At 71.8% G+C, this 25,411-nt stretch carries 24 protein-coding genes; 5 read left to right on the forward strand and 19 right to left on the reverse strand.

Annotation, left to right across the window (positions count from 1 at the left end):
• Positions 1 to 281: 281 nt before the first annotated feature.
• On the forward strand, positions 282 to 1,778 hold the full coding sequence (locus OG892_RS18225) for a helix-turn-helix domain-containing protein (RefSeq protein WP_371631650.1): 1,497 nt from the start codon (positions 282 to 284) through the stop codon (positions 1,776 to 1,778).
• 88 nt (positions 1,779 to 1,866) lie between these two features.
• Here the strand turns inward: OG892_RS18225 and OG892_RS18230 are convergent, their stop codons facing one another.
• On the reverse strand, positions 1,867 to 2,760 hold the full coding sequence (locus tag OG892_RS18230; protein WP_073733531.1) for a glycoside hydrolase family 19 protein: 894 nt from the start codon (positions 2,758 to 2,760) through the stop codon (positions 1,867 to 1,869).
• Between the two features lie 315 nt (positions 2,761 to 3,075).
• Complete coding sequence (locus OG892_RS18235) at positions 3,076 to 3,948, reverse strand: glycoside hydrolase family 19 protein (protein WP_371631651.1); 873 nt, start codon at positions 3,946 to 3,948, stop codon at positions 3,076 to 3,078.
• A gap of 261 nt (positions 3,949 to 4,209) precedes the next feature.
• Here OG892_RS18235 and OG892_RS18240 point away from each other — a divergent pair, with 261 nt between their 5' ends.
• Positions 4,210 to 5,826, forward strand: a complete 1,617-nt coding sequence (locus OG892_RS18240) for a substrate-binding domain-containing protein (protein ID WP_371629696.1) — start codon at positions 4,210 to 4,212, stop codon at positions 5,824 to 5,826.
• Positions 5,827 to 5,848: 22 nt separating this feature from the next.
• On the opposite strand, the gene OG892_RS18245 is transcribed toward OG892_RS18240, so the two are convergent.
• The 5 genes from OG892_RS18245 to OG892_RS18265 all read right to left on the reverse strand — a co-directional run bounded on the left by OG892_RS18245 (position 5,849) and on the right by OG892_RS18265 (position 8,991).
• Positions 5,849 to 6,118, reverse strand: a complete 270-nt coding sequence (locus tag OG892_RS18245) for a hypothetical protein (RefSeq protein ID WP_328866479.1) — start codon at positions 6,116 to 6,118, stop codon at positions 5,849 to 5,851.
• Entirely contained in the window at positions 6,118 to 6,330 is a 213-nt protein-coding gene (locus tag OG892_RS18250) for a hypothetical protein (RefSeq protein WP_073733527.1), read from the reverse strand. The genes OG892_RS18245 and OG892_RS18250 overlap by 1 nt, the downstream gene beginning before the upstream one ends.
• A 176-nt stretch (positions 6,331 to 6,506) precedes the next feature.
• Entirely contained in the window at positions 6,507 to 6,695 is a 189-nt protein-coding gene (locus tag OG892_RS18255; RefSeq protein WP_371629697.1) for a DUF397 domain-containing protein, read from the reverse strand.
• A 13-nt stretch (positions 6,696 to 6,708) separates the two neighbouring features.
• Positions 6,709 to 7,560, reverse strand: a complete 852-nt coding sequence (locus tag OG892_RS18260) for a helix-turn-helix domain-containing protein (RefSeq protein ID WP_371629698.1) — start codon at positions 7,558 to 7,560, stop codon at positions 6,709 to 6,711.
• A 147-nt stretch (positions 7,561 to 7,707) separates the two neighbouring features.
• Positions 7,708 to 8,991: an adenylosuccinate synthase gene (locus OG892_RS18265; RefSeq protein WP_073733524.1), complete on the reverse strand. Its 1,284-nt coding sequence runs from the start codon at positions 8,989 to 8,991 to the stop codon at positions 7,708 to 7,710.
• 186 nt (positions 8,992 to 9,177) lie between these two features.
• Between OG892_RS18265 and OG892_RS18270 the strand changes: the two genes are divergently transcribed.
• Positions 9,178 to 10,044, forward strand: coding sequence for a diacylglycerol kinase (locus OG892_RS18270; RefSeq protein WP_371629699.1), 867 nt, complete (start codon positions 9,178 to 9,180; stop codon positions 10,042 to 10,044).
• A gap of 29 nt (positions 10,045 to 10,073) precedes the next feature.
• On the opposite strand, the gene OG892_RS18275 is transcribed toward OG892_RS18270, so the two are convergent.
• The gene (locus OG892_RS18275) at positions 10,074 to 10,643 is read right to left on the reverse strand and encodes a GbsR/MarR family transcriptional regulator (RefSeq protein ID WP_371629700.1); all 570 of its coding nucleotides are present in this window, start codon (positions 10,641 to 10,643) and stop codon (positions 10,074 to 10,076) included.
• Positions 10,644 to 10,765: 122 nt separating this feature from the next.
• Here OG892_RS18275 and OG892_RS18280 point away from each other — a divergent pair, with 122 nt between their 5' ends.
• Both OG892_RS18280 and OG892_RS18285 read left to right on the forward strand, forming a co-directional pair.
• On the forward strand, positions 10,766 to 11,722 hold the full coding sequence (locus OG892_RS18280) for an ATP-binding cassette domain-containing protein (protein ID WP_371629701.1): 957 nt from the start codon (positions 10,766 to 10,768) through the stop codon (positions 11,720 to 11,722).
• Positions 11,719 to 13,350, forward strand: coding sequence for an ABC transporter permease (locus OG892_RS18285; RefSeq protein WP_371629702.1), 1,632 nt, complete (start codon positions 11,719 to 11,721; stop codon positions 13,348 to 13,350). Before OG892_RS18280 ends, OG892_RS18285 begins: the two co-directional genes overlap by 4 nt.
• Before the next feature lie 49 nt (positions 13,351 to 13,399).
• On the opposite strand, the gene OG892_RS18290 is transcribed toward OG892_RS18285, so the two are convergent.
• The 11 genes from OG892_RS18290 to fbaA all read right to left on the reverse strand — a co-directional run bounded on the left by OG892_RS18290 (position 13,400) and on the right by fbaA (position 25,409).
• Positions 13,400 to 14,635, reverse strand: a complete 1,236-nt coding sequence (locus OG892_RS18290) for a cytochrome P450 (protein WP_073733520.1) — start codon at positions 14,633 to 14,635, stop codon at positions 13,400 to 13,402.
• A gap of 126 nt (positions 14,636 to 14,761) precedes the next feature.
• Positions 14,762 to 15,439 (reverse strand): response regulator transcription factor, encoded by a 678-nt coding sequence (locus OG892_RS18295; protein ID WP_073733519.1) that lies wholly within the window; start codon positions 15,437 to 15,439, stop codon positions 14,762 to 14,764.
• A complete protein-coding gene (locus OG892_RS18300; protein WP_079193217.1) occupies positions 15,436 to 16,686 on the reverse strand; it encodes a histidine kinase in 1,251 nt (416 codons plus the stop codon). Before OG892_RS18300 ends, OG892_RS18295 begins: the two co-directional genes overlap by 4 nt.
• 255 nt (positions 16,687 to 16,941) lie before the next feature.
• Positions 16,942 to 17,817, reverse strand: coding sequence for a S9 family peptidase (locus OG892_RS18305; RefSeq protein ID WP_073733517.1), 876 nt, complete (start codon positions 17,815 to 17,817; stop codon positions 16,942 to 16,944).
• Positions 17,818 to 17,945: 128 nt separating this feature from the next.
• Complete coding sequence (locus OG892_RS18310) at positions 17,946 to 18,617, reverse strand: SUKH-4 family immunity protein (protein ID WP_371629703.1); 672 nt, start codon at positions 18,615 to 18,617, stop codon at positions 17,946 to 17,948.
• Positions 18,618 to 18,710: 93 nt separating this feature from the next.
• Positions 18,711 to 19,898, reverse strand: a complete 1,188-nt coding sequence (kynU, locus tag OG892_RS18315) for a kynureninase (RefSeq protein WP_371629704.1) — start codon at positions 19,896 to 19,898, stop codon at positions 18,711 to 18,713.
• Complete coding sequence (locus OG892_RS18320; RefSeq protein ID WP_073733514.1) at positions 19,891 to 20,739, reverse strand: tryptophan 2,3-dioxygenase family protein; 849 nt, start codon at positions 20,737 to 20,739, stop codon at positions 19,891 to 19,893. Before OG892_RS18320 ends, kynU begins: the two co-directional genes overlap by 8 nt.
• A 166-nt stretch (positions 20,740 to 20,905) precedes the next feature.
• Complete coding sequence (locus tag OG892_RS18325; protein ID WP_073733513.1) at positions 20,906 to 21,319, reverse strand: DUF3151 domain-containing protein; 414 nt, start codon at positions 21,317 to 21,319, stop codon at positions 20,906 to 20,908.
• Between the two features lie 76 nt (positions 21,320 to 21,395).
• Positions 21,396 to 22,919, reverse strand: coding sequence for an MFS transporter (locus OG892_RS18330; RefSeq protein ID WP_371629705.1), 1,524 nt, complete (start codon positions 22,917 to 22,919; stop codon positions 21,396 to 21,398).
• A gap of 195 nt (positions 22,920 to 23,114) precedes the next feature.
• Positions 23,115 to 24,281 (reverse strand): MalY/PatB family protein, encoded by a 1,167-nt coding sequence (locus tag OG892_RS18335; protein ID WP_371629706.1) that lies wholly within the window; start codon positions 24,279 to 24,281, stop codon positions 23,115 to 23,117.
• A gap of 96 nt (positions 24,282 to 24,377) precedes the next feature.
• Positions 24,378 to 25,409 carry a class II fructose-bisphosphate aldolase gene (gene fbaA, locus OG892_RS18340; protein WP_024494502.1) on the reverse strand — a complete coding sequence of 344 codons (1,032 nt, stop codon included), beginning with the start codon at positions 25,407 to 25,409 and terminating at the stop codon, positions 24,378 to 24,380.
• Between the last annotated feature and the right edge of the window lie 2 nt (positions 25,410 to 25,411).

Genomic DNA, 25,411 nt, shown 5'->3' on the forward strand with positions numbered 1-25,411 from the left:
CCGTGCCTCTCCCCCGAAAGGCCCGCAACCGCGTTCGGACTCTAGGCCGCGGGGTAGGGGGCGGTAAAGATTCAGTTCGCACTGTGTGGCCGGTGACGGGTATCAGTTCGCACAGCCAAACCGGTACTCTGCGTTCCGATTTCTGGCGGGGCAGGACCCGGCGGAACAGGACAGGACCCGGCGGAAACAGGATCCGCGGAAGCAGGGCGGAAGCCGGACAGGAGCAAGGCAGAAGCGGGGGCGGTGTGCACGCGCGGAGTCGCGCCGACGACGTCATACGGATGCACGGACTCGCCCGTGCCGGTGGCTCACGGGAGCTGCTGCGCTGGCTGTCCGGCCGGGCCGACGGCTGGGCGGGGCTGCTCGGCGGCGACGGAACCGTCCTGTACGGCGTTGCCCGGGACCCCGACGCCGCGAGTGCAGGATCGGCCGCCACCGCCGCCGAGGGGGTACGGGAACTGACGGCGCTCGGTGCCCGTTCCCTCGCCCTCGACCGGGGAGGGCACACCGCGTTGATGTTCGCCCTGGACGGACCGCCGGGCAGCGCCGCACCGGTTCTCGCCGTGATCGCCCGCCGCCCGCTGCCGGAGCGGCTGGCCGTGCTCCTGTCCGACGCGGCCCTGCCGCTCTCCATGTGCTGGGCGGCCGAGACCGTCGAGCGCAAGCGGCGCCGGGTCGATCTGGCCGAGTCCAGAGGCCGCGAGGCCGTACTGCACCTGCTCATGACCGGCCAGCTGTCGATCGCGCACCAGGTGGCCGGCGCGCTCAAACCCGCCCTGCCCGACCCCGTCCGGGTCTGCGTCGTCGAGTGCCCCGGCGACAGCAGGGACGAGGTGGCCCGGATCTGTACGGACCTCTCCGGCGGCCGGTCCTGGATCGTGCGGTGCCCGGTGTACGCGCGCCATCTGATCCTCATCGCACCGGCCGGACCGGAACCGGCGGGCGGGCGCCTCGGCCCGCGGGTGGCCGCGGTGGTGGACGACTGCGTGGTGGGCATCAGCGAGGACGTACCGCTGTCCGACACGGCGACCGCCTACCGCCAGGCGTTCCACGCGCTGGCCGTCGCCCGCGGGCTGCCCGGCCGGCACGCCGGTTTCGGCTCGGCCCCCGAACCCGCGCTGGTGGTCGGCGCCGAGGGCGCGCGGTGGGCCGACGGGCTGCTGGCGCCGCTCCTCGGCCACCTGCCGAGGCGTGGCCAGGACCCGAACAGCCAGGAGCTCGCGGCGACCCTCGCCTCCTGGCTCGCGTTCTCCTCGCACGCGACCGCGCACCTGAAGATCCACCGCAACACCCTGGCCGCCCGGCTGCGGCTGATCGGCGAGCTGCTGGACCTGGACCTGGACCGGGTCGCCGACCAGGCCGCACTCGATCTGGCGCTGGCCGTCCGCGCCACGCCCACCCTGCCCAGGCCGGGCCGTCCGGCCGGGGACACGCGGGCGCCCGCCCCCTCGCTGGACGAGATCCTGCGCACCCCGGCGGTCCGCGCCTGGGCGGCCCAGCAACTGCGCCCGCTCGGCGCCCCCGGAGCGGCCGGCCGCACCGCCGACCCGTACACCACCCTGCGCACCTGGCTGGAGTGCGAGGCCCAACTCGGCGCGACGGCAGATGTGTTGGCCATCTCCGTACCCGCGGTGCGCAAGCGCCTCACCCGACTGGAGACCGTGCTGCGACGCTCGCTCCTGCGGACGCCGAGCGCCCGCTACGACCTGTGGCTGGCGCTGCGGGCGCTGGACCTCACCGGGGGCGGACAGCCGGACGGGGGGCACCCGCGGCCGTGAGGCCGCCGGTACCCCCCGTCCACGGGAGCCCGCGCGTCAGCAGCTCAGGTTCGAACCGGGCGTCAGCAACTCAGGTTCGAACCGGGCGTCAGCAGCTCAGGTTCGAACCGGGCGTCGTACCGAGGATCGACACGAAGGCCTGGTACTTGTCGATCCGGCTCTGCACCTGGGCGGGGTTGCCGCCGTTGCACTCGATGGAGCCGTTGATGGAGCGGATCGTCTCACCGAATCCGGCGCCGTTCACCATGGCGTTGTGGGCCGTCATGGTGCCGGGGCCGTTCTGGGTGTTCCAGTACCAGAGGCCGGTCTTCCAGGCCACGGCCGCGTCCTGCTCGACCAGGTAGGGGTTGCCCAGCAGGTCGATGCCGAGGGCGTCACCGGCGGCCTTGTAGTTGAAGTTCCAGCTGAGCTGGATCGGACCGCGCCCGTAGTACGCGGCCTGGCCCGCGGGGCAGCCGTAGGGCTGGGTGCTGTCGCAGTAGTGGGGGTAGTTGGCCGTGTTCTGCTCGACCACGTACACCAGACCGCCGGTCTCGTGGCTGACGTTGGCCAGGAACGCGGCCGCCTCCTGCTTCTTCACCGTGTCGCTGCCGGTGTTGGCGAAGCCGGGGTAGGCATCCAGTGCGGCGGTCAGCCCGCTGTACGTGTAGAAGGAGTTGCGGCCCGGGAACATCTGGTTGAACTGGGCCTCGCTGACGATGAAGTCCGCGGACGAACCCGGGTCGCCCGGATCCGTACCGCCGCTTCCGCAACTGCCCTGGTCGGCCCAGACGTCGGAGCTGCCCGGCGTCTCGTTCTGCGTCCACCACTTGGCGGACCAGTTGTGCCCGTTGTACGAGGCGGAGCCGCCGCCCGTGTAGACGGACGAGGAGTTCCAGGCGGCCGCGCAGTCGGCTGCCGACGCGGTGGTGGCGGGGAGGATGACAAGCGTCGCGACGACCGCGCCCAGCGCGGTGAGCAGGCCCATGATGCGTCTGATCATGTGAACACTCCTTCGGCGCGGCGCACCGAGCTCATCGGTGCGCCGCCATGGGGGGTGCCGACACTCAAGCGCTCTGGTCTGGACCTGTCAAGGTCTAGACCATCGTAAGGAAACCTTCCCACTCCGCCGCCCCCACGCGCACCGGACTCCGGACATCCGCGCGATACGCGTCCCCAACAGGGCTGATTCCGGAGGGATTCACTCCGTACCCGGCCCCCGGGCGGCGACGGGCCCGAAGGTAAAACCTTCGGGCCCGTCCAGCATGCGGGACGCCCTACTGTCCGACCGGTCAGCCGAATCAGAGCTGAGGGGTGGTCAGCAGGTCAGCCCGGAGCCGGGGTCGGTCCCGATGATCCCGGTGATCCGCTCGTACTTTTCGACCCGCGCCCGCACCGAGTCGGGGTTGCCGCCGTCGCACTCCAGCGCGCCGTTGAGCGAGCGGATCGTCTCGCCGAATCCGGCGCCGCCGACCATGGCCTCGTGCGAGGTCATGGTGCCGGGGCCGTTCTGGGTGTTCCAGTACCAGAGCGCTGTCTGCCAGGCGACCGACGGGTCCTGCTCGACCAGCCACGGATCGTTCAGCAGATCGAGGCCGAGCGCGTCACCGGCGGCCTTGTAGTTGAAGTTCCAGCTGAACATGATCGGGCCGCGCCCGTAGTACGCGGACTGACCGGCCGGGCAGCCGAAGGGCTGGCTGTAGTCGCACTTGATCCAGTAGTTGGCCTCGTTGATCTCCTTCACGTACTGGAGCCCGACCGACTCGAAGTCGGCGTGGGTCAGGAACGCCGCCGCCTCCCGGCTCCGCATGGCCTCGGTCCCGGTGTTGGCGAAGCGCGGGTAGGCGTGCAGGGCGTCGATCAGCCCCTGGTACGTGTAGAAGGGGTCGCGGTCCGGGAAGATCCGGTCGAACTCCGCCTCGCTGATGGCGAAGTCGGAGACCCCTCCCGTACAGGCCCCGGCGTCGGCCCAGACGGTGGTGGCGCCCGGATTCTCGTTCTGCGTCCACCACTTGGCCGTCCAGTTGCGACCGTGGTGCGAGGCGGTGCCGCCGGCCGTGTAGGCGGTCGAGGAGCTCCAGAGCGGCGCGCACCGCTCCGTGGCGGCGGGCGCCGCAGTGGCGGCGGGGAGGAAGGCCGCCGTCGCGATGACGGCACTCAGGACGGTCAGGACGCTCTTGATGCGGTTCAGCGCTGCTCACTCCTTCGACAGGACTTCGACGGGACTTCGACGGGACGGGGCATGGCACGCACGCCGCAGACCTCGGCGGACGGGCCGTCCAGGCATCCCGACACCCAACCTCGATTGGTCTGGACCTGTCAAGGTTCGGACCAATCGCTGTCCTGTGGACGCCTGTTGGCCACGCCTCGGCCACCCGTCAGCCCGCCGGCGCCCCTACGGTGACGCGCACCCGAACCCGTACAGGCGTCCGACAGGCAGGAGGCCCGGAGCGTGGAGTGGCTCAGCACCGAGAACGTCGTGGCCGTGGCGACCGCCGTACTGGGCGTCCTCGCCTCCGTCGGCGTGCTCTGGTACGAGCGCCGGGTACCCCGCCGCAAACGCATCGGCTACCGGGTGCAGATGGACACCCCGATCGGCAGCGACGCCGGCCAGGGCCGGGCCAACGTCCGGCTCGGGCTCTTCGACGAGACCCCGGACATGTCCGACGCCACGCTCGTCCTGCTGCGCGTCGAGAACGACGGATCGCAGTCCATCGCGCGCGGCGACTACACCGGGCCGGACGAACAACTTCACGGCCTCGTCGTCGAGTTCACCGAACGCCGGGTCCGCGGCATCGCCGTCACCCACTCCCCCGGCGCCGACCACCTCATGGACCACTTCACCCCGTCCGCCGGGCTGCGCGAGAGCGGCTCCCTGATCCGGCTGCCGCGCGTGCCGCTCAACCGGGGCGAGCACTTCAAGCTGCTGGTCCTGCTGACCGGCTCCCGGGTGGGCTCCCCGATCCGGGTCACCGGCGGCATCCGGGACGGCGAGGTGACGCCGAACAAGGCGGCCCGCCCCGACGAGAAGCCCCCGATGTTCGGCCGGGCCGCCCGGTTCATCACCGTCGCGCTGACCGTCTGCGTCGTCACGCTGGCCGCCATCATCCTGGTGCGGGACGACACTCCGCCGCCCATCGGCTGCGCGCGCGGCGAGCTGACCCTGACCGGCTCCACCGCCTTCGCCCCGGTCCTGCGGGAGCTGGCGGCGAAGTACGGCGAGGCGTGCGAGGGGGCCACCGTCACCGTGGACGCGCACGGCAGCACGGCGGGGATACGCGAACTGGCCGAACGGGGCGCCGGGCCGGGGAAGCCGGGGTCCGGCTCCGGACCCGGGTCCGGCTCCGGGTCCGGGTCCGGGGCGGCGGGCTCGGCGGAATCCGGCTCCGGGAAATCCGGTTCGCCCGCCCTGGTGGCCTTCTCCGACGGGCCCAAGCCGAGCGGCTTCCCGCAACTGCGCGAAAACCGCGTCGCCGTCTCGCTCTTCCGCCTCGTCGTCAACGACCGGGTCCCGCTGAAGAACCTGACCGGCGACGACGTCCGCCGGATCTACCGGGGCGACATCCGCGACTGGCGGCAGCTGGGCGGCCCGGACCTGCCCGTACTGCTGGTCAGCCGGGACGCCAACTCCGGTACCCGCGAGGTCTTCCAGCGCCGCGTCCTGGGCCGCAACGAGCCCGCCCAGTCCTCCCGCGACTGCACGACGAAGGACGACCCGCGGGCCCCCGTCCTCCGCTGCGAACTCGACTCCACCGAACAGGTCCTGGCCGAGGTGGGCCGGCTCCCCGGCGCGATCGGCTACAGCGAACTGCGCTCCGGCACCAAGCCCGCCGGGGCACACCAGATCGCCATCGACGGCGACACCCCGTCCGTCGACACGATCGGCACCAGCAGCTACCCGTACCGGGAGATCGAGTACGCGTACACCTACGGCAGCCCGCCCGCCGACTCACTGGCCTCCAGCTTCCTGGCGTACCTCAGCAGGGGCAGCGGTCAGGACGTCGTCCGCACCCACGGCCACCTGCCGTGCGCGACGCCCCAGGGGCTGCGGATCTGCGGGGAGGAGTGAGGGCGGACGGGCTTCCCGGCCGTCAGAGCGTACGCCGCGTGCTGAGCACGTCCCTGCGGCAGTCGGGACGCTCCGCGACCGGACCGCCGAGCTCGGCCGTTTCGTCGTCGAGCGCGTAGCAGAGCTGCGCGTGCAGCATCTCGGCCTCGGCGGGCGTCAGCCGCAACGCGGCGTCCTCCTCGAAGGCCCCGCCCCGGCGCAGCCAGAGGTCGATGAACAGCGACCCGTCCGCCTCCCGCCGCACGGGCTTGCTGGGCACCCGGCTGACCCGTACCTCTCCCCGGGCGCCCATCAGACCGTCCCCCGCGCCGTCGCCGCCACGAGACCGTCCAGCGCAAGCCGCATGACGGTGCGCCGCAGGCGGCGTTCGGGATCGATGACCGCAGGACGCGTACGGGGCGCGAGGCGCAGGACGCTCCGCACGTACGGAGGTTGAGGCTGCGGAAGGACGACGGGCCGGACGCGCAGGACGCGCGAGAGGCGCGTGCGGATATGATGGAACATGCTGACGCTCCTTTGAGGCGTTGGTCATGCCCCGGGGTGGTAGGACACCGCCGGGGCACTTTGCGTTCACGCGGTAGTCATGCGACTACCACCCGCACTCAAAGGGTAGCGAAATCATGCTGCCGCATCAACATTGATGCGCGATGAGTTGGATTGGCATATGCCGCGACTCGCCCCTACACAAGGTCATCGAACTCGCCGGCCTTGGCTCCGTCCAGGAAGGCCGCCAGCTTCCCCTTGGTGGTCCGGACAACCACGCCTGGGTCGTCGCTCTCGCGCAGGAGGATCTCGCCATCCTGCTCAGCCAGCTCGACGCAGGCCCCCGTGTCTGCCGAGAAGGACGCCTTGCGCCAGTGAAGTTCCACCGCTTTCCAACCTCTAGATTCCTTTGGCCACTTCCCGGATGAAGCCGACGGAGGCCTCCGGGCCGATGGCGCGTTCACGCATACGATCAAGAACCGCACGATAGTTCACGAGGTAGTTCTCGGCGTCCAGGAAGGTCGCGCCTGTGGGGACATCGATCTGAACGGTGTCCAGTGCGGATACCGGGCCACACGCGTACAGGATCGAACTCCCCGCGTTCGCGAACCCGCCCGCTTCGAAAGGCACGATGCGCAGCGTGATGCCGGGCCGGTCAGACTGCTCCAGCATGTACTCAAGCTGCCTGCGCAGTACGTTGCGATCACCGAACCGCATCCTCAGCGCGGACTCGTGGATGACGAATTCGCACGGCGGCGGATCAGCACGGTCGAGTAGCGCGGCCCGTCTGATGCGGAACTCCGTGTGCCGGTCCAGGGTTTCCGGGCGCATCGCCGGCACCGCTTCCGCGAAGATCCCCCGCATGTAGTCGGGCTGTTGCAGAATTCCGGGGATGTGCATGATCTGGGCCGACCGCAGCATCGACGCGTGATGCTCCATCTCGGCCAGGTCCAGGAGCTCTGCGGGCAGTGAATCGCGATACTCGTCCCACCAACTGGAGCCGCGTTCCCGCGCCATGTCGGCCAGAGCGTCGACGTAAGCCTGGTCGGGACAGGAGTAGTTGGACGCCCACACTCGTACCCGGTCGGGACTCACCCCGAACCGCGCCGCCTCCGTGTTGCTGATCGCGGTCTTGTCCACCCGGTGCCGAACGGCGGCATCGGTCAGGGACAGCCCGGCATGCTCCCGCATCCGCCGAAGCTCTGCACCGAGCCGCCGCTGTCGAGCGGTGGGCGGCTTCCTGACCGGCATGAGCCGTCTCTCCTCACCATCCGGTTGATCAAGCGCGGACCTGGGGGCCTCGGCGCACAACCACCCTAGTCAACCCGCCCGCCCCGCCGTGCGGATACGCGAAGGCGGCCGACGCGTCCTCCCCGTCGGCCGCCCTCACGTTTTTCCCTACAGGAACGAGTTGATCTCGATCGTCTCGGTCCGGCCGGGGCCGACGCCGATCGCGGAGATCGGGGCGCCGGACATCTCCTCCAGCGCCTTCACGTAACCCTGCGCGTTCTTCGGCAGGTCGGCGAAGGTCTTCGCCTTGGTGATGTCCTCGGACCAGCCCGGCAGCATCTCGTAGACCGGCTTCGCGTGGTGGAAGTCGGTCTGGTTGTACGGGAGCTCCTCGACGCGCTTGCCGTCGATCTCGTACGCCACGCAGACCGGGATCTGCTCCCAGCCGGTGAGGACGTCGAGCTTGGTGAGGAAGAAGTCGGTGAGGCCGTTGACCCGGGTCGCGTACCGCGCGATCGGGGCGTCGAACCAGCCGCAGCGGCGGTCACGGCCGGTGGTGACACCGCGCTCGCCACCGATCCTGCGCAGCGCCTCGCCGTCCTCGTCGAGCAGCTCCGTCGGGAACGGACCGGCGCCGACGCGCGTCGTATAGGCCTTGAGGATGCCGATGACGCGGCTGATCTTCGTCGGTCCCACACCGGAGCCGGTGCAGGCGCCGCCCGCGGTCGGGTTCGACGAGGTGACGAAGGGATACGTGCCGTGGTCGACGTCGAGCAGCGTGCCCTGACCGCCCTCGAAGAGGACGACCTTGCCCGCGTCGATGGCGTTGTTCAGGATCAGCGTCGTGTCGGCGACGAAGGGCTTGATCTGCTCCGCGTACTGGAGCATGTCCTCGACGACCTTGCCGGCCTCGATCGCGCGCCGGTTGAAGACCTTGGCCAGCAGCTGGTTCTTCTGCTCCAGGGCCGCCTCGACCTTCTGCTCCAGGATCGACTCGTCGTAGAGGTCCTGGACGCGGATGCCGACCCGGTTGATCTTGTCGGCGTACGTCGGGCCGATACCGCGCCCGGTCGTACCGATCTTGCGCTTTCCGAGGAACCGTTCCGTCACCTTGTCGACGGTGACGTTGTACGGGGTGATCAAATGAGCGTTGCCGCTGATCAGCAGCTTGGACGTGTCCACGCCGCGGTCGTTCAGCCCACTCAGCTCGGAGAGCAGGACGGCCGGGTCGACCACGACACCGTTTCCGATGACCGGGGTACACCCCGGTGACAGGATTCCGGAGGGGAGGAGATGCAGTGCGTACTTCTGGTCGCCGACGACCACCGTGTGGCCGGCATTGTTGCCGCCCTGGTATCGCACCACATAGTCCACGGATCCACCGAGGAGGTCGGTGGCCTTCCCCTTGCCCTCGTCACCCCACTGAGCACCGAGCAGCACAAGTGCGGGCACAGGCGTACACCCCTTCCGGGCGGGGCATGTCCAAGGTCAGGGGGCGTACGTAAACGTCGTACATGCCGTACGACGTTGTACGACAAGGCCTGAACCGTCGAACCGGGTGCCCCGGAATAGACCAAGCCCCTGGCGCAATAGCGCAAGGGGCTCTTGCACCAAGATGCTACCCGAGGAAGGACCGAGGTGTCGGCTGCCCAGCCCCCCGGTAACGGTGCGCCCCATCTGCTGGTGGTGATCGATCCGGTCGCCCGCCGGACGGACGGCGAGTCCGTCCGTATCGCGAAGGACGTGCTGAGCGCGGGCTCGCACGCCAAGATCTGCCTACCGGACGGGCCGGAGGAGTTCGCCCGCGCCCTTTCCCGCAGGGGCGGCCGACGGCCGGTGGTGATCGGTGACGACCGGGCGCTGAGGCGGGCGGTGGCCCAGCTGCACCGGGAGCGGGAACCAGCCGGAAGCGCCCTTTCGCTGATCCCGGTCGGTGCGGCGGCGGCCCTGGAACTGGCCTGTTCCCTCGGCGTGCCGTCGAGCGCGGTGGAGGCGGCCCGCACCGCGCTGGACGGCGCCGTGCGGCGGCTGGACCTGATGGTCGACGACAGCGACGGCGTGGTCCTGGGCGCGCTGCGCATCCCGGCCCCGAGCAGCGCGCCGGGCACGGAGGGCGCCCACTCGGGCGTCACCGCGGTCTGGGACACCTGCCGTTCCCTGGTCCGGACCCTGGTGCACCCGGCGCCCTCCGCCCTGCCCATGCCGCTGCGCACGCACCGGCTGCGGATCGAGGCGGACGGGGTCCTGCTGAACGATCTGGACCAGCCGGTCGAAGCGGTGACGGTGACCTCGGGGTGCGGTGTCGGCGGCGTCGGCGGCCTCGCACAGGTGACGATCCACCCGCCGGACGGTGACCCGGTCAGCACGGGGGCCAAGGCCGTCACGGTGTCGGGGCCCGACTTCCGCTACCGCGCGGACATACAGGTCGGCGGGCCGGTGCGGACGCGCACCTGGACGGTGCGGGCGGGGGCGTGGGGGCTGATGCTGCCGGTGCCGGCGGCGTAGGCCACCGGGGCGGCCCGCCCCGGCGGCGCTCAGGGGCCCGCGTATCCGTCCGCCGCCGGGAGGTCGAGCGTCTTGCGGTGGTCGTGCCAGCGGGCCATCAGCCCCTCCAGCTCCGACTGGAGGAACTCGAAGAACGCCGCCGTCTCCGCGATCCGGGCGCCGGCGGGCGTGTGCTCGCCGAGCGTGCGGGCGCCCTCCCTGAGGGTGCGCTCCCAGCGGGTCAGCACCTGGTCGCGGCTGGCGAAGGTGGTGTACCAGATCTCGTTGTGCAGGCGGTAGCGGTCGCGGCGCGAGCCCGGTTCGCGTTCCCGGCCGACCATGCTGACCTGAGTGAGGTAATTCACCGCGCCGGACACGGCGGCCGGGCTGATCTGGAGCGCCAGGGCGAGCTCGGCGGAGGTCATCGAGGCGTCGTCGTCCGCGAGCAGGGCGGCGAAGACCCGGGACGCCATCCGCTGCATCCCCGCCTCGGTCATCTCGGACGCGAACCGCTCGACGAAGCGCGAGACCGCCTCCGCGTCCCGCTGCGCGGGCGCCCCGTCCGACGCCCCGCCCGCGTCCTGCCCGTCCTCTGCCTTCTCCGCGGATTCGCTGCTCATCAGCCCCATCGTCTCCCTGCGTACCCGTCCTCGTCCCGGCCTCATTCCGGCCCAGTCACTCGTCCGAGTTTATACGTTTCCTTAACTTCACAAATTTGTGAAAGTAGCGTACGTTCAAAATCATGACGAAGGCAATCACCGTGGCCGGACTGCACAAGTCGTTCGGCCGGACGCATGCGCTGGACGGGCTCGACCTGACCGTCGAGTCCGGTGAGGTCCACGGCTTCCTCGGGCCCAACGGGTCGGGGAAGTCCACCACCATCCGGGTCCTGCTGGGCCTGCTGCGGGCCGACTCCGGCGCCGCTCAGCTGCTCGGCCGCGACCCCTGGCACGACGCGGTGGAGCTGCACCGGCGGGTGGCGTACGTCCCCGGTGACGTCACGCTGTGGCGCAACCTCTCCGGCGGCGAGGTGATCGATCTGTACGGGCGGCTGCGCGGCGGGCTGGACGACGCCCGCCGTGCGGAGCTCGTGGAGCGGTTCGAGCTCGACCCGACCAAGAAGGGGCGTACGTACTCCAAGGGCAACCGGCAGAAGGTCGCCCTGGTCGCCGCGTTCGCCTCCGATGTCGACCTGCTGATCCTGGACGAGCCGACCAGCGGGCTCGACCCGCTGATGGAGGAGGTCTTCCAGAGCTGCGTGGCGGAGGAGCGAGAGCGCGGGCGCACGGTGCTGCTCTCCAGCCACATCCTCAGCGAGGTCGAGTCGCTCTGCGACCGGGTCAGCATCATCCGCCAGGGGCGGACGGTGGAGACGGGCTCGCTGGCCGGGATGCGTCATCTGACGCGGACGAACATCAAGGCCGAGCTGGCCGGTGAGCCCGCCGGGCTGTCCGCCCTGCCCGGGGTGCACGATCTGGACGTGCGGGGGCACGAGGTCTCGCTCCAGGTCGACACGGACAAGCTCGACGCCGTCCTGAGATCGCTCACCGCGTCCGGGGTCCGGTCGCTGACCAGCACCCCGCCCACGCTGGAGGAGCTGTTCCTGCGGCACTACACGGCCGACGCGGCCGACACAACCGACACAGCCGACGCGGACGCCGCGGGCGCGGGCGCCGACACGGGGGTGGCGGCGCGATGACTGCCGTGACCATGACCGCACCGGCCGGCACCGGGCGCCGGACCGGGACCGGCACCCGACAGCTCGTGGGGACCTGGGCCCTGCTGAGGCTCGCGCTGCGGCGCGACCGGATCATCATGCCGCTCTGGGTGATCGTGCTGGGCGGCTCGTTCTCCTCCGTCGGGAAGTCCATCTCCTCGCTCTACGACACGGAGTCCCAGCGCGCCGAGCTCGCCGCCTCGATGAACGGCAACAGCTCTCTGCGGGCGATGTACGGGCCGGTGTTCAGCGACTCCGTCGGCGGGCTCGTCAGCTGGCGCATGATCGCCTTCGGCGCCGCGCTGGCCGCGGTGATGAGCCTCGTGGTCGTCGTGCGGCACACCCGCGAGGAGGAGGAGACCGGCCGTCAGGAGATGCTTTCCTCCGCCGTAGTGGGCCGCCGCGCCCCGCTGACCGCCGCGCTGCTCGCGGCCGTCGTCGCCAACGCCGCGCTGGCCCTGGTGATCATGGCCGGGATGGCCGGATCCGGGGCGGGCGGCGCCGGGGCGGTGGCGATCGCGCTGGCCGTCGCCGGGGTCGGTGTGCTGTTCGCCTGCACCGCCGCTATCGCCGCGCAGTTCACCGAGAGCGCCCGGCTCGCGAAGGGGCTGACGGCCGCGGTGATCGGCGCCGCGTTCGTCCTGAAGGCGGCGGGCGACTCCGCGACGGACGACGGTTCGTCCGTGTTCACCTGGCTCTCCCCGATCGGCTGGGCGGAGAACGTCCGGCCGTACGCGGACGAGCGGTGGTGGGTGCTCATGGTGATCGCCGGGGCCGTGGCGGTGCAGTGCGCCGCGGCGTACGCGCTGACCGGGCGGCGCGATGTCGGCATGAGCTTCCTGGCGACCCGGCCGGGACCCGCCCGGGGCCGGATCTCCACCGCCTTCGGACTCGCCGTACGGCTCCAGCGCGGTGCGCTGCTGGGCTGGACGGTGTCGTTCGCCGCGGTCGGCGCCGTCTTCGGCGGGCTGACCGGCGGAGCGGCCGATCTCGTGGGGGACAACGAGAAGACCAGGGAGATCTTCGAGCGGATGGGCGGCCAGGCCGGTCTGACCGACGCGTTTCTCGCCTCGATGGTCTCCGTGCTCGGCACGGTGGCGGCGCTGTACATCGTCTCCTCCGTGCTGCGCCCGCATGGCGAGGAGACCGCCGGGCTGGCCGAACCGGTGCTGGCGGGCGGGGTCGGCCGGATCGGCTGGGCGGCCGGTCACCTGCTCATCGCGTTCGGCGGCGCCGGGCTGATCATGGTGGCCGGCGGCCTCGGCCTCGCCGCCGGATACGGGCACGAACTGCCCGCCGTGCTCGGCGCCGCACTGATACAACTGCCCGCCGTCTGGCTGCTGGGCGGCGTGACGGCCCTGCTGTACGGGACGCTGCCGAAGGCCGCCCCGGCCGCCTGGGGACTGGTGGGGATCTGTCTGGCACTGGGCTGGATCGGCCCGGCCCTGGATCTGCCGCAGCCGGTGATGGACCTGTCGCCGTTCACGCACCTGCCGAAGCTGCCCGGGGCGGAGCTGGTGTGGGGTCCGGCGGTGCTGCTCACCGTGCTCGCGGCGGCCCTGACCGCGGGAGGGCTGGCGGCGCTGCGGCGGCGCGACATGCTGAACTGAGCGGGGGGGGAGGTGACCCGCAAACGCAGCGGCCCCGCACCCCCGCCGGTCACAGCTCGACGCGCAGCTCCTTCACGCCCCGGATCACGTACCCCGGATTCCACTCCGGCTCCTCGACCAGCCGCATGTCCGGCGCCTTGCGCAGCAACTCCCCGAAGGAGGCGGCCAGTTCCACCCGGGCCAGCGGAGCGCCCAGGCAGAAGTGGATGCCCGCGCCGAACGTGATGTGCGGGTTCTCCTGCCGGGAGAGGTCCAGGGTGTCCGGCTCGGGGAAGCGGGCCGGGTCGCGGTTGGCCGAGCCGAAGAGCAGGGCCACCTCGGAACCGCGCGGAATGACCGTGCCGCCGATCTCGATGTCGTCCAGGACCCAGCGCTCGAACATCTGGAGCGGGGTGTCGTACCGCATCAGCTCCTCGATCGCGGACGGCAGCAGCCCGTGGTCGGCCCGCAGCGCGGCCAGCTGCCGGGGGTGGCGCAGCAGCGTCCACCAGCCGTTCACCGTGGTGTTGACGGTCGCCTCGTGCCCCGCGTTCAGCAGCAGCACGCAGGTGGAGACCATCTCCTGCTCGGTCAGCCGCTCGCCCTCGTCGTGGGCGGCGATGAGCGCGGAGATCAGGTCCGTACCCGGGTCGCCGCGCCGCTGGGCGATCAGTTCGCGCAGGTACGCGGAGAAGTCGACCGAGGCGCGCACGGCGGCGCGGGCGGTCTCCTCCGACGGGTTCAGCTCGTACATCCCGCAGATCGCCGCGGACCAGGGCCGCAGCGGCGCGCGGTCGGACTCCGGGATGCCGAGCATCTCGGCGATCACGGCGACGGGCAGCGGCTCCGCCACCGCCGTGAGCAGATCGCCCCCGCCCTGCGCGACGAAGTCGTCGACGAGCCCGGCGGCCAGCCGCCGCACGGTCGGCGCGAGCTGCTCGACGGTACGCGGGGTGAACGCCTTGGAGACCAGCCGCCGGATCCGGGTGTGGTCCGGGGGCTCCAGGTCCAGCAGCCCCTGCCCGTTGAGCGTCTCGAACGGCTCGTGCTCGGCGGGCGGGGCGGTCCGGCCGAACTCCTCGTGGCTGAACCGGTGCAGGTACGTCCGCCCCAGTCGGCGGTCGCGCAGCAGCGCGGACACATCGGCGTGATGCGGGACGAGCCACTGGTCGGTGGGCTCGAAGTAGTGCGCCCGGCCGGTGGCGCGCAGCTCGGCATAGGCGGGATACGGGTCGGCGACGAACGCCGCCGACCACGGATCGAAGGGGGCGGCGGAGCCGGCGGCGGCACGCGGGGGCTGGTTCATGAACCGACGCTAACCGGCCGTCCGCCACCGGACCAGCCCCATTGCCTCCAAGCCACCTCTCCACGGGCCCCGGGGGCGCGTGCCTCCCGACCGCATCCCCACGGGCGCCGGGGACGCGTCCGCTCCTCAGGACGGCGTGACCAGCCGGGCCTCATAGGCGAAGACGGCCGCCTGGGTGCGGTCGCGCAGGCCCAGCTTGACCAGGATGCGGCTCACATGGGTCTTGATGGTGGACTCCGCGACCACCAGGTGCGAGGCGATCTCCCCGTTCGACAGGCCCTGGGCGATGAGGACCAGCACCTCCGTCTCGCGCTCGGTGAGGTCACCGATCCGGGCGAGCGCGGGCGGGCGCGGGGCGGCCGCGAGCTTGGAGAACTCGTTGATCAGCCGCTTGGTGACGGTGGGGGCGAGCAGCGCCTCGCCGGAGGCCACCACCCGGACGCCCTCCGCGAGCTGCCGGGCCGAGGCGTCCTTGAGGAGGAAGCCGGACGCGCCGGCGCGCAGCGCCTGGTAGACGTACTCGTCGAGGTCGAAGGTGGTCAGCACCAGCACTTTGGCGTCCCGGTCGGCGGCGACGATCTCGCGGGTCGCCTCGATCCCGTTCAGCTCCGGCATCCGGATGTCCATCAGCACCACGTCGGGGCGGAGCGCGGCGACCTGCGAGACCGCCTCGCGGCCGTTGACCGCCTCGCCCACGACCTCGATGCCCGGCATCGCGTTGAGCAGCACGGAGAACCCCTCGCGGACCATCATCTGGTCGTCGACGATCAGAACCCGGATCGCCGGTTCCGGGGTGCTCGTCATGACTGCTCCACGGGGGCGTCGGAGGGGGTGTGCTGGACGGGGATGAAGGCGGTGACCTCGTAACCGCCGTCCGCGGTCGCCTCCGCGGTCATCTCACCGTTCAGCATCCCGACCCGTTCCCGCATCCCGGTGATCCCGTGCCCGGCCCCCGGCGAGGGTTTCACCGGGCCGGTCGGCGGGCCGTTGACCACGCGCAGCCCGAGCCCGCCCAGCACATAGCCGATCTCGACCCCGGCGGTGGCACCCGGTGCGTGCCGCAGGGTGTTGCTGAGGGCCTCCTGGATGATCCGGTACGCCGACAGCTCGACGCCCTGCGGCAGTTCGCGCACCGCACCGGTCACCGTCTTGCTCGTCGTCAGTCCCGCCTCCCCGACATTGGCGAGGAGCCCGTCCAGCTCGGCCAGGGTGGGCTGGGGCGCGTCCGGCGCCTCGTAGCCCTCGGCCCGTACGACGCCGAGCACCCGGCGCAGTTCGGTGAGCGCCGCGACGGCGTTCTCCCGGATCGTGATGAAGGCCTGCTCCAGCTCGGGCGGCGGATTCTCCACCCGGTACGGGGCTGCCTCGGCCTGGATCGCGACGACGGACATGTGGTGGGCGACCACGTCGTGCAGTTCGCGGGCGATGGTGGTGCGCTCCTCCAGCTGGGTGCGGCGGTCGCGCTCGACGGCGGTGACGGTGCGCTGCACGGTGATGTCGCGCTCGGCCTCCCGGCGGACGTGCACCAGGCTCACGACGAGCAGGGCGAACGCGGAGGCCACGGCCATGGCTGCGGTGTCCGGCGAGGAGTCCCGCCCCGCGACGTTCTCCACGAGCGTGCCGAACAGCAGCGTCAGCCCCCACATCCAGGCGGCGGTGCGCGGCCGGGTCCGGGCCGCGACGACGTTCAGCACGACCAGGTGGGCGAAGAAGGAGCTCGGCCCCCACGGCCCGCCCCCGCCACCGAGGAGCGAGGTCGCCGGGAGCAGCGCCATCGACAGCCAGAACGCCCCGACCGGCCTGATCAGCGTCATCGCGACACAGACGGCGGGCAGCAGCCCGGACAGCAGCACACCGGCGTTGCCCGTGCTGGCGAAACCCTGCATGAACGCGATCAGCGCGGCGCCCAGCACCATCGCGTGCGGGGTCCACCCGGCACGGGCCCGGAGCCGCGCCGGCAGCCGCCGGGTCAGCGGCCCGTCGGTCCGCATGGGCGGCAGCGGGTGGTAGCCGAACGCGTCGTGTATCAGGTCCTGCCGCAGGCCGGCCATCGCTCCTGCGGCAGCCCGGAGCTCAGGGTTCGTGGTCTTGGTCTCGGTCACGTTTCCAAGGTAGGCGGCGCGCCGGGCGGGGTCGTCAGCACAGATACGGATCCTGGGCCGTCCGTCGCAAGTACTACCCGGGTCCGCCCCGGCCACGTATCGCGCGTCCCGTTCCCGGTCCCACCGCGGATTTCACCGCGGATTTCACCGCGGGTCCCACCGCGGATTTCACCGCGGGTCCCACCGCGGGTCTCACCGCAGGTTTCACCAGGCGAGCTGGGCGATCTCCTCGGCCACCACCGCGCACGCGTCGGCCGCCGGATCGATCAGCGGGAAGTGCCCGACGCCGGGCAGCAGGGTCAGCATCACGGTCTCGCCCTCCTTGGCCGCGGTGTCGACGAACGCCTCCACGACGGCCTGCGGAACCGTGAGGTCCGCGGTGCCCTGCACCACGGCGGTCGCGATGCCGGTGGGCAGCAGCTGCGCCGGGTCGGCCTGCGCGCTCCGTACGGCGAAGTCCTCGTCGGTGCCCAGGAACTGGCCGATCGCGCCGGAGCACACATCGAGTCCGACGGCGGAGGCGAAGTCCGCGATCGGTGCGAGCGCCACCACACCCCGCAGCGCGGGCGGTCGCGGCAGCCGCCACGGAGAGCCCTCCGGCAGTACGTGCCGGGCGGCGGCCCACAGGGCGAGCTGCCCGCCCGCCGAGTGGCCGGTGACCACGATCCGCCGGGCGTCCGCCGCGGGCAGCTCCCGCGCCAGCAGCTCGGGCAGCGCGTCCATCGCCGCCGCGACGTCGTCGAAGGTCTCCGGCCAGCGACCGGCGACCGGGCCCGAGCCGCGCTGCTGCGGGAGCTCGCTGCCGCGCCGGTACTCGACGCTGGCGACGGCGAATCCGCGCCGGGCCAGGAAGCCCGCGAACGGGGACATGTGGAGCCGGTCGTACGGGGCCCGCCACGCCCCGCCGTGCAGGACGACCACGACGGGCGCTCCGGTGCGGCCGTCGTGCGGGGCGTAGAAGTCGATCGTCTGGTCCGGGTGGCTGCCGTAGGCGGCTGAGGCGTCGGGGGCGACCACTGGGTGCGAGAACGCGGACTCGGTCTCGGCTGCGTCCTGATCACGCGCGGCAGAATCCGACATGCTGCTCCAACCGTCCCTGACAATGCCCAACTGGGCTGACCTGCGGGGACGGTATCAGTATGAAGGCGTTCCCTGCCCCGGCGGCGGTCGGCCCGGTCTCCCGCCCAGACGACGTGTACGGCCGGCCGCTAGTACACCGGGTCGTACATCCCGCTCACAAGGTCGGCGAAGAAGAAGATCCAGGGGCTTTCCTGATCGCTCTCCAGGGAGAAGACCAGTGGGTCGACGCCGTCGAACTCGTCCCTCACCCCGTCGGCGAAGCGCGTGAGTTCGGCGTACGGCCGGCCCACGATGACGGGGCCGGTCGGCTCACGCCTCATCAGCAGCTTGCGCCGGTGCAGGAGTTCCAGCATGTGCCGCAACGAGGAGAGGTCCGTGTGCACCGGACGGAAGTCCCCGTCGAAGAGCGCCATCTCGTCCGGGAAGGCGTGCACCGTGCCGTCACCGAGGTGCAGGAAGAGGTACCAGCCCTGGACCGAGCCGAAGAGCAGCAGGTCACCGGAGTCCAGCCGGGCGACCTGCGCCTCGCAACCGAGGTCCACCACGGAGGTCGTCTCGACCTCGCAGTCGTCCGCGGCGATGGCCGGGACCATCCGGAAGGGGCTCTGCGGAAAGCCGGCATCGCACAGCGCGCGGAGGTCCTCCGGGCGCCGCACCAGATCGGCGAGGGCCTCGCGCGAGGCCCGTACGTAGCCGGAACGGTCGCTCCCGGCCGCCCCGTCGATGCCGATGCCGATGTTGAAATCGATGTCGAAGATCATGCGGTGCGACTCCTCGCCGTCGACTGTCGCCGCACCCATTCTGCCCGCCGTCGCCGGCGCCCGGAGCCCGTCCGGCGACCGGGGCGAGCCGGTCGCCGGACTGACCCGGGAGCCTACGCCACCGGACAGCCGCTAACCGGCCAACACGTCCGCGAGCGCCCGCGCCGCGCGTTCCGCGTCCGCGAATCCCACGTACAGCGGGGTGAATCCGAACCGCAGCACATCCGGGCGGCGCAGATCCCCGACGACTCCGCGTGCGATCAGCGCGGCCATCACCGGTTCGGCGTCCTCGCACCGCAGCGCGACCTGGCTGCCGCGCTCTGCGTGGGCGGCCGGGGTCACCGAGGTGACGCGTCCTTCGGGGACGTACGCCGCGACGCACTCCAGGAAGAAGTCCGTCAGCGCCAGGGACTTGGCCCGTACCGCCTCGACCCCGACCCCGTCCCACACGTCGAGGGACGACTCAAGGGCCAGCATCGACAGGATGTCGGGGGTCCCGACCCGGCCCCGTACGGCGCCGTCCGCCGCCTCGTAGCCGGGGGTCATCGCGAACGGGTCGGCGTGCGACGTCCACCCCGGCAGGGGCGAGTCGAAGGCCGGCTGGTGGCGGGCGGCGACGTACAGGTAGGCGGGCGAACCGGGCCCGCCGTTGAGGTACTTGTACGTGCAGCCGACGGCCAGGTCCACCCCGTGCCGGTCCAGGTCCACGGGCAGGGCGCCCGCGCTGTGGCACAGGTCCCAGACCGCGACGGCGCCCGCCGCGTGCACCGCGGCGGTGAGCGCGGGCAGGTCGTGGAGCCTGCCGGAGCGGTAGTCGACGTGGTTGAGCAGGACGGCCGCGGTACGCGGGCCGAGGGCGTCCGGCACCTCCGCGGGGGCCACCGGGACGATCCGGTGGCCGGTCATCCGGGCGGCGGACCCGGCGATGTACCCGTCGGTGGGGAAGGTGTTCGCGTCGACCAGGATCTCGTCGCGGCCCTCCGGCGCCAGCCGGGTCGCGGCGACGACGGCCTTGAAGACGTTGACGCTGGTGGAGTCCCCGACGACGATCTGCCCGGCGGCGGCCCCGACGATCGGCGCGATCCGGTCACCGATCCGCTCCGGCGCGGTCCACCAGCCGCTCTCGCCCCAGGACCGGATGCGCAGCTCGCCCCACTCGCGGGTGAGGACCTCCTGCAGCCGGGCGGGTACGTGGCGGGGCAGCGCGCCCAGCGAGTTGCCGTCCAGGTAGACGGTGTCGTCGAGCGTGAACAGCTCGCGCAGTGGCGCGAGTTCGTCGGCGGTGTCGAGCGCCCGTGCGCGCTCCTGGAGGTCAGACATGGCTGCGGGCCGTCCAGAGCTCGGGGAAGACGTTCTTGGTGGCGCGCTTCTCCAGCCAGGCCACGCCCGCCGAGCCGCCGGTCCCGGTCTTGGAGCCCATGGCCCGCCGGGTGGCGAGCAGATGGTCGTTGCGCCATCGCCACACCAGCTCGCCCACATCGGTGAGCACCTCGCCGAGGCGGACCAGTGCGTCGTTCTGGTCGGGGTTGGCGTAGATCTCCGTCCAGACGGCCTCGACCTCGGGCGACGGCTCGTACTTCTTGGTCAGGTCCCGGCCGAGCACGGTCTCCGGGATCGCGTACCCGCGCCGGGCGAGCAGGGCGAGGGCCTCGTCGTACAGGCCCGGCTCCGCGAGCGCCTTCTCCAGCTCCGCGTGGACGCGGGGCGCGCCCCGGTGCGGTACCAGCATGGACGCGGACTTGTCGCCGAGCAGGAACTCCATCCGCCGGTACATCGCGGACTGGAAACCGGAACCCTCGCCGAGCGAGGACCGGTAGGAGTTGAACTGGGCGGGGGTGAGCTGGGCGAGCGGCGTCCAGGAGGCGTTGAGGGCCTCCAGTTGGCGCAGGGACCGCTTCAGCGCGTCCTGCGCGACGTCCAGGCGGTCCTCGCGCAGGGCGTGCGCGGCGGTCTCCCACTCATGGACGATGACGGTGAACCACAGCTCCATGACCTGGGTGGTGACCAGGAAGACCATCTCGCCGGGATCGTCCGAGCGGAGGTGCTGGAGGTGGGTCAGGACATCCGCCTGGACATAGTCCTCGTACGGAGTCGTGCCCGCGAAGTCGAGGTGCGGGGTCGCCGCACCGGTGGCTTCGGGGTCGGGGGGAATCGTCGACATCGCTGTCTCCTCGACACGAGCTTCCGGGTAGCGGTCCGCCCCTTCCATGAGGAAGTGGAGCTCCGGTCCCCTGTTCGCATCCTAAACGGCGGCCCCGGGGAGCGCGCAGGCCCCGCAGACGGGGATACGTCTGCGGGGCCTGCGCGGCGCGTGGGGCAGGTGCTGTCTAGCCGAGGGTCTCGGCGGCGGTCGGGGAGGAGTCCCGGAGGAACGACGAGCAGCGCTCGTACTCCTCCTTCTCACCGATCGCCTGCGCGGCGCGCGCCAGGGCGTGCAGGGCGCGCAGGAATCCGCGGTTCGGCTCGTGCTCGAACGGTACGGGGCCGTGGCCCTTCCAGCCGGCCCGGCGCAGTGCGTCCAGGCCGCGGTGGTAGCCGGTACGGGCGTACGCGTACGACTCGATGACCCGGCCGCCCTCGAACGCCTCGTCGGCGAGCTGGGCCCAGGCCAAGGAGGAGGTCGGGTACTTCGCGGCGACCTCGGCGGGAGCGACGTCCGCGGCGAGCAGTTCGCGCGGTCCCGGTTCGTCGGGCAGGTGGGTCGGGGCGGGGCCCCCGAGCAGGTTCTCGTGGATCGACATGGTCCAAGTGTGCCTGGCACCGGCGCCGCCGGTGCACAAACAGCGGGCACCGGGGCGCACGGCGGCCGGCAGCCGCTCAGATGTCGTCCGCCCTGCGGGCCGTTTCGGGGGCCGGTTCCAGCGGCGGGGCGGTGACGCCGCAGTTCACCGTGCACTCGGGGCGTGCGGTCTCCTGTACGGCCGCGTGGGGCGTGCGGACGGTCGCCCAGGCGATCGCGGCGCCCACCACCAGCAGCCCGGCGCACATCGGCATCGCTCGCCGGAAGGTCGCGGCGAACTCCCCGGCGTCCCGGTAGGCCTCCGGCCCCATCCCGGCGAGCAGCGGCAGCGCGGCCACCGCGATCAGCCCGGCGGCACGGGCCGCGGCGTTGTTGATCCCGCTGGCGAGACCGGCCCGGCCGGTGTCCACGGAGGCCAGGACGGTCGCGGTGAGCGGGGCCACCACGGTGACCAGTCCGACGCCGAGCACGGCGACGGCCGGCAGGACGTCGGTGAAGTACCCGGAGACGGTGTTGGAGCCCGGCCCCACGCGCAGCATCAGCAGCATGCCGGCGGCGGCGATCAGCGGGCCCGCGGTGAGCGGGATGCGGGGGCCGATGCGCTGGCCCAGCTCGCCCGACCTGGCGGAGAACAGCAGCATCAGGACGGTCGTCGGCAGCAGCGCGGTGCCCGCGCCGAGCGCCGAGTACCCGGCGACGACCTGGAGCTGGATCGCGGAGAGGAAGAAGTAGCCGCCGAGCGCCGCGTACACGCAGAGGGTGACGATGTTGACGGTGGTGAACTGCCGGGACGCGAACACCGACGGCGGCAGCATGGGGTGCGCCCGCCGCCGCTCGACCTGGACGAACACGACGCCGAGCAGCACCCCGCCCACCGCGGACCCGATCACGGCCGGCGAGGCGCCCGCCCCCGGCGCCTCGATCAGCGCGTACGTCACCAGCGCGAGGGAGAGCGCGCCGAGCGCCGCCCCGAGGACGTCGAAGCGCCCACGGGCGTACGGATCGCGGGACTCCGGTACGTGGCGCAGCGCGATGGGCACGCAGACGGTGGCGAGCGGCAGGTTGAGCAGGAACACCCACCGCCAGCCGGGCCCGTCGACGAGCCAGCCGCCCACGAACGGCCCGACAGCGGCCCCGACCCCGCCGAACCCGGACCACAGCCCGACCGCGCGGGCCCGGTCGTCCGGGTGGAAGCTCGCCTGGATCAGGGCCAGCGAGCCGGGGGTGAGGAGCGCCCCGCCGACGCCCTGGAGGGCACGGGCGGCGATGAGCACGACGGCGTTGGGCGCGATTCCGCAGAGCAGCGAGGCCAGCGCGAACCACACGACCCCGATGACGAAGACCCGCCGCCGCCCGTACCGGTCCCCGAGCGCCCCGCCGAGCAGGATCAGCCCGGCGAGCGTCAGCATGTACGCGTTGACGGTCCACTGGAGTGCGGCCAGGTCGGTGCCGAGGTCCTCACCGATCCGGGGCAGGGCGACGTTGATGACGGTGGAGTCCAGCATGGCCATGCTGGACCCGAGCACGGTCGTGAGAACAACCCACCGCCCGACAGACGAAGTGACACGGATGCCACCGGGATCAGCAGCTCTCTCGACCATGGCCCCAGCATCGACGCCACAGGGCCGAAGAGCCACCCGGAAGATCCTGCCAATGCCCGGCACATGCAAGCGGCGGCCGGGCAAAACCAAGCCCCTCCGGCGATTGAGGAGCGGGGGTCCGGGGGCAGCGCCCCCGAAACGCCCCGCGCCCCGCACCACCCGCACCGCCACCCGCACCCCCGCCGCTGCGCGGCGCTACGCGGCGCCCCGCACCGCCTCCACCCCCCGGATCAACGCGGCCACCCCCGCCTCCACCTTGCTCCGCGCGCACCCCACGTTCAGCCGCACGAAGCCCTCCGCCCCGTACACACTCCCCGGCATCACCGCGACCCGCTCCCGCTCGATCAGCACCCGCTGGAGCTCCGCCTCGTCCTCGACGCCCGCCTTCCGCAGGTCGATCCAGGCCAGGTAACCGGCCTGCGGCTGCTCCCACTCCAGCTCGGGGAAGGCGGCGTTCAGGCGTTCCGCGACGAACTCCAGGTTCCCGGTGACGTACGCGCGGACCGCGTCCAGCCAGGCCGCGCCCTCCCGGTACGCGGCGATGTGCGCGGTCAGCGAGAGCACCGCGGGCGAGGCGAGCCCCTCCGCGGTCTCCATCCGGCGCAGGAACTCCGTCCGGTCGTCCGGCCGGCCGACCATCCCGTACGAGCCCGTCAGCGCCGGGAAGTTGAACGACTTCGAGGCGGACGTGATGAGGGCCCAGCGCCCGTCGCCCGCCACCCGTGTCCACGGCACGTGCCGGCGCCCGCCGTGCACGAAGTCCGCGTGGATCTCGTCGCTGATCACCGCGACGCCGTGCCGCGCGGCGAGCGAGGCCATCTCCGCGAGCTCGGACTCCGTCCACACCCGCCCGGTGGGGTTGTGCGGCGAGCAGAGCAGCAGGACCTTGCTGTCGGCGCGGGCCAGCTCCCGCTCCAGCGCGTCCGGGTCCCCCAGCGGCACCCCGCGCAGCTCCCGCCCGAGCCCGGTGATCGCCTTGCGGAAGCCGTCGTACGTGGGGGTGTGGACGACGACGCCCTCTCCCTCCGCCGTCCACATCTGGAGCAGCTGCGACAGCTGGCTGAGCACGGACGGCGCGTACACCAGCCGGCCGGTGTCGATCGTCGTGTCGTAGCGGGTCTCGTACCAGTGCGCGATCGCGGACCTGAAGTCGTCCTGCTGCCAGTCGGTGTACCCGAACACCCCGTGGTCGAGGCGGGCCCGCAGGGCGGCCAGCACCTCCGGGGCCGTCGCGAAGTCCATGTCCGAGATGGTGAACGGCAGCAGCCCGTCCACCCCGAACCGGTCCGCCACCCCGTCCCACTGGACACACCAGGTGCCGCGGCGGTCGATGACGGTGTCGAAGTCGTAGGACGTGCTCACAGCTGTTACCTCGGATCGTCGTTCCTGCCGGGTGCGGACATGCCGTGGGCCCGGCACCCCAAGGGATGCCGGGCCCACGCACACAGCCGTCCGGGACTACTTCAGCTTGGTGCCGGTGGACCGCAGGTTGGCGCAGGCCTCCGTGACGCGCTTGGCCATGCCCGCCTCGGCAGCCTTGCCCCAGGTGCGCGGGTCGTAGGTCTTCTTGTTGCCGACCTCGCCGTCGACCTTCAGCACACCGTCGTAGTTGCGGAACATGTGGTCCGCGACCGGGCGGGTGAAGGCGTACTGGGTGTCGGTGTCGAGGTTCATCTTCACGACGCCGTTCTCCAGCGCGGTGGCGATCTCCTCGGCGGTGGAGCCCGAGCCGCCGTGGAAGACGAAGTCGAACGGCTGGCTGCCGGCCGGCTTGCCGTACTTGGCGGAGACGCCGACCTGGAGGTCCTTCAGGAGCTCGGGGCGGAGCACGACGTTGCCCGGCTTGTAGACGCCGTGCACGTTGCCGAAGGACGCGGCCAGCAGGTAGCGGCCCTTCTCGCCCAGGCCGAGGGCCTCCGCGGTGCGCAGCGCGTCGTCGACGGTCGTGTACAGCTCGTCGTTGATCTCGTGCGTGACGCCGTCCTCCTCACCGCCGGTCGGGGTGATCTCGACCTCAAGGATGATCTTGGCGGCGGCGGCCTTGGCCAGCAGCTCCTGGCCGATGGCGAGGTTGTCGGCCAGCGTCTCGGCCGAACCGTCCCACATGTGCGACTGGAACAGCGGGTTCAGACCCTTGGCGACGCGCTCCGCGGAGACCTCGATCAGCGGACGGACGTAGGTGTCCAGCTTGTCCTTGGGGCAGTGGTCGGTGTGCAGCGCGACCGTGATGTCGTACTTGGCGGCGACGATGTGCGCGAACTCGGCCAGGGCGACGGCGCCCGTGACCATGTCCTTGTTGTACTGGCCGCCCAGGAACTCCGCCCCACCGGTGGACATCTGGATGATGCCGTCGCTCTCGGCCTCCGCGAAACCGCGCAGCGCAGCGTGCAGGGTCTGGGTCGAGGTCACGTTGATGGCCGGGTAGGCGAACTTGCCTGCCTTCGCCCGGTCGAGCATCTCGGCGTAGACCTCGGGGGTTGCGATGGGCATCT

The sequence above is a fragment of the Streptomyces sp. NBC_00341 genome, from assembly GCF_041435055.1.
In the GTDB taxonomy this organism is placed as follows: domain Bacteria; phylum Actinomycetota; class Actinomycetes; order Streptomycetales; family Streptomycetaceae; genus Streptomyces.

Bases quoted from the DNA above. Each gene is read 5' to 3' on its own strand.
- OG892_RS18225 (WP_371631650.1), top strand. From the start codon at position 282: ATGCACGGACTCGCCCGTGCCGGTGGCTCACGGGAGCTGCTGCGCTGG.
- OG892_RS18230 (WP_073733531.1), bottom strand. From the start codon at position 2,760: ATGATCAGACGCATCATGGGCCTGCTCACCGCGCTGGGCGCGGTCGTC.
- OG892_RS18245 (WP_328866479.1), bottom strand. From the start codon at position 6,118: ATGGGCGCCCGGGGAGAGGTACGGGTCAGCCGGGTGCCCAGCAAGCCC.
- OG892_RS18250 (WP_073733527.1), bottom strand. From the start codon at position 6,330: ATGTTCCATCATATCCGCACGCGCCTCTCGCGCGTCCTGCGCGTCCGG.
- OG892_RS18260 (WP_371629698.1), bottom strand. From the start codon at position 7,560: ATGCCGGTCAGGAAGCCGCCCACCGCTCGACAGCGGCGGCTCGGTGCA.
- OG892_RS18275 (WP_371629700.1), bottom strand. From the start codon at position 10,643: ATGAGCAGCGAATCCGCGGAGAAGGCAGAGGACGGGCAGGACGCGGGC.
- OG892_RS18280 (WP_371629701.1), top strand. From the start codon at position 10,766: ATGACGAAGGCAATCACCGTGGCCGGACTGCACAAGTCGTTCGGCCGG.
- OG892_RS18285 (WP_371629702.1), top strand. From the start codon at position 11,719: ATGACTGCCGTGACCATGACCGCACCGGCCGGCACCGGGCGCCGGACC.
- OG892_RS18290 (WP_073733520.1), bottom strand. From the start codon at position 14,635: ATGAACCAGCCCCCGCGTGCCGCCGCCGGCTCCGCCGCCCCCTTCGAT.
- OG892_RS18295 (WP_073733519.1), bottom strand. From the start codon at position 15,439: ATGACGAGCACCCCGGAACCGGCGATCCGGGTTCTGATCGTCGACGAC.
- OG892_RS18300 (WP_079193217.1), bottom strand. From the start codon at position 16,686: ATGGCCGGCCTGCGGCAGGACCTGATACACGACGCGTTCGGCTACCAC.
- OG892_RS18305 (WP_073733517.1), bottom strand. From the start codon at position 17,817: ATGTCGGATTCTGCCGCGCGTGATCAGGACGCAGCCGAGACCGAGTCC.
- OG892_RS18310 (WP_371629703.1), bottom strand. From the start codon at position 18,617: ATGGGTGCGGCGACAGTCGACGGCGAGGAGTCGCACCGCATGATCTTC.
- kynU (WP_371629704.1), bottom strand. From the start codon at position 19,898: ATGTCTGACCTCCAGGAGCGCGCACGGGCGCTCGACACCGCCGACGAA.
- OG892_RS18320 (WP_073733514.1), bottom strand. From the start codon at position 20,739: ATGTCGACGATTCCCCCCGACCCCGAAGCCACCGGTGCGGCGACCCCG.
- OG892_RS18325 (WP_073733513.1), bottom strand. From the start codon at position 21,319: ATGTCGATCCACGAGAACCTGCTCGGGGGCCCCGCCCCGACCCACCTG.
- OG892_RS18330 (WP_371629705.1), bottom strand. From the start codon at position 22,919: ATGGTCGAGAGAGCTGCTGATCCCGGTGGCATCCGTGTCACTTCGTCT.
- fbaA (WP_024494502.1), bottom strand. From the start codon at position 25,409: ATGCCCATCGCAACCCCCGAGGTCTACGCCGAGATGCTCGACCGGGCG.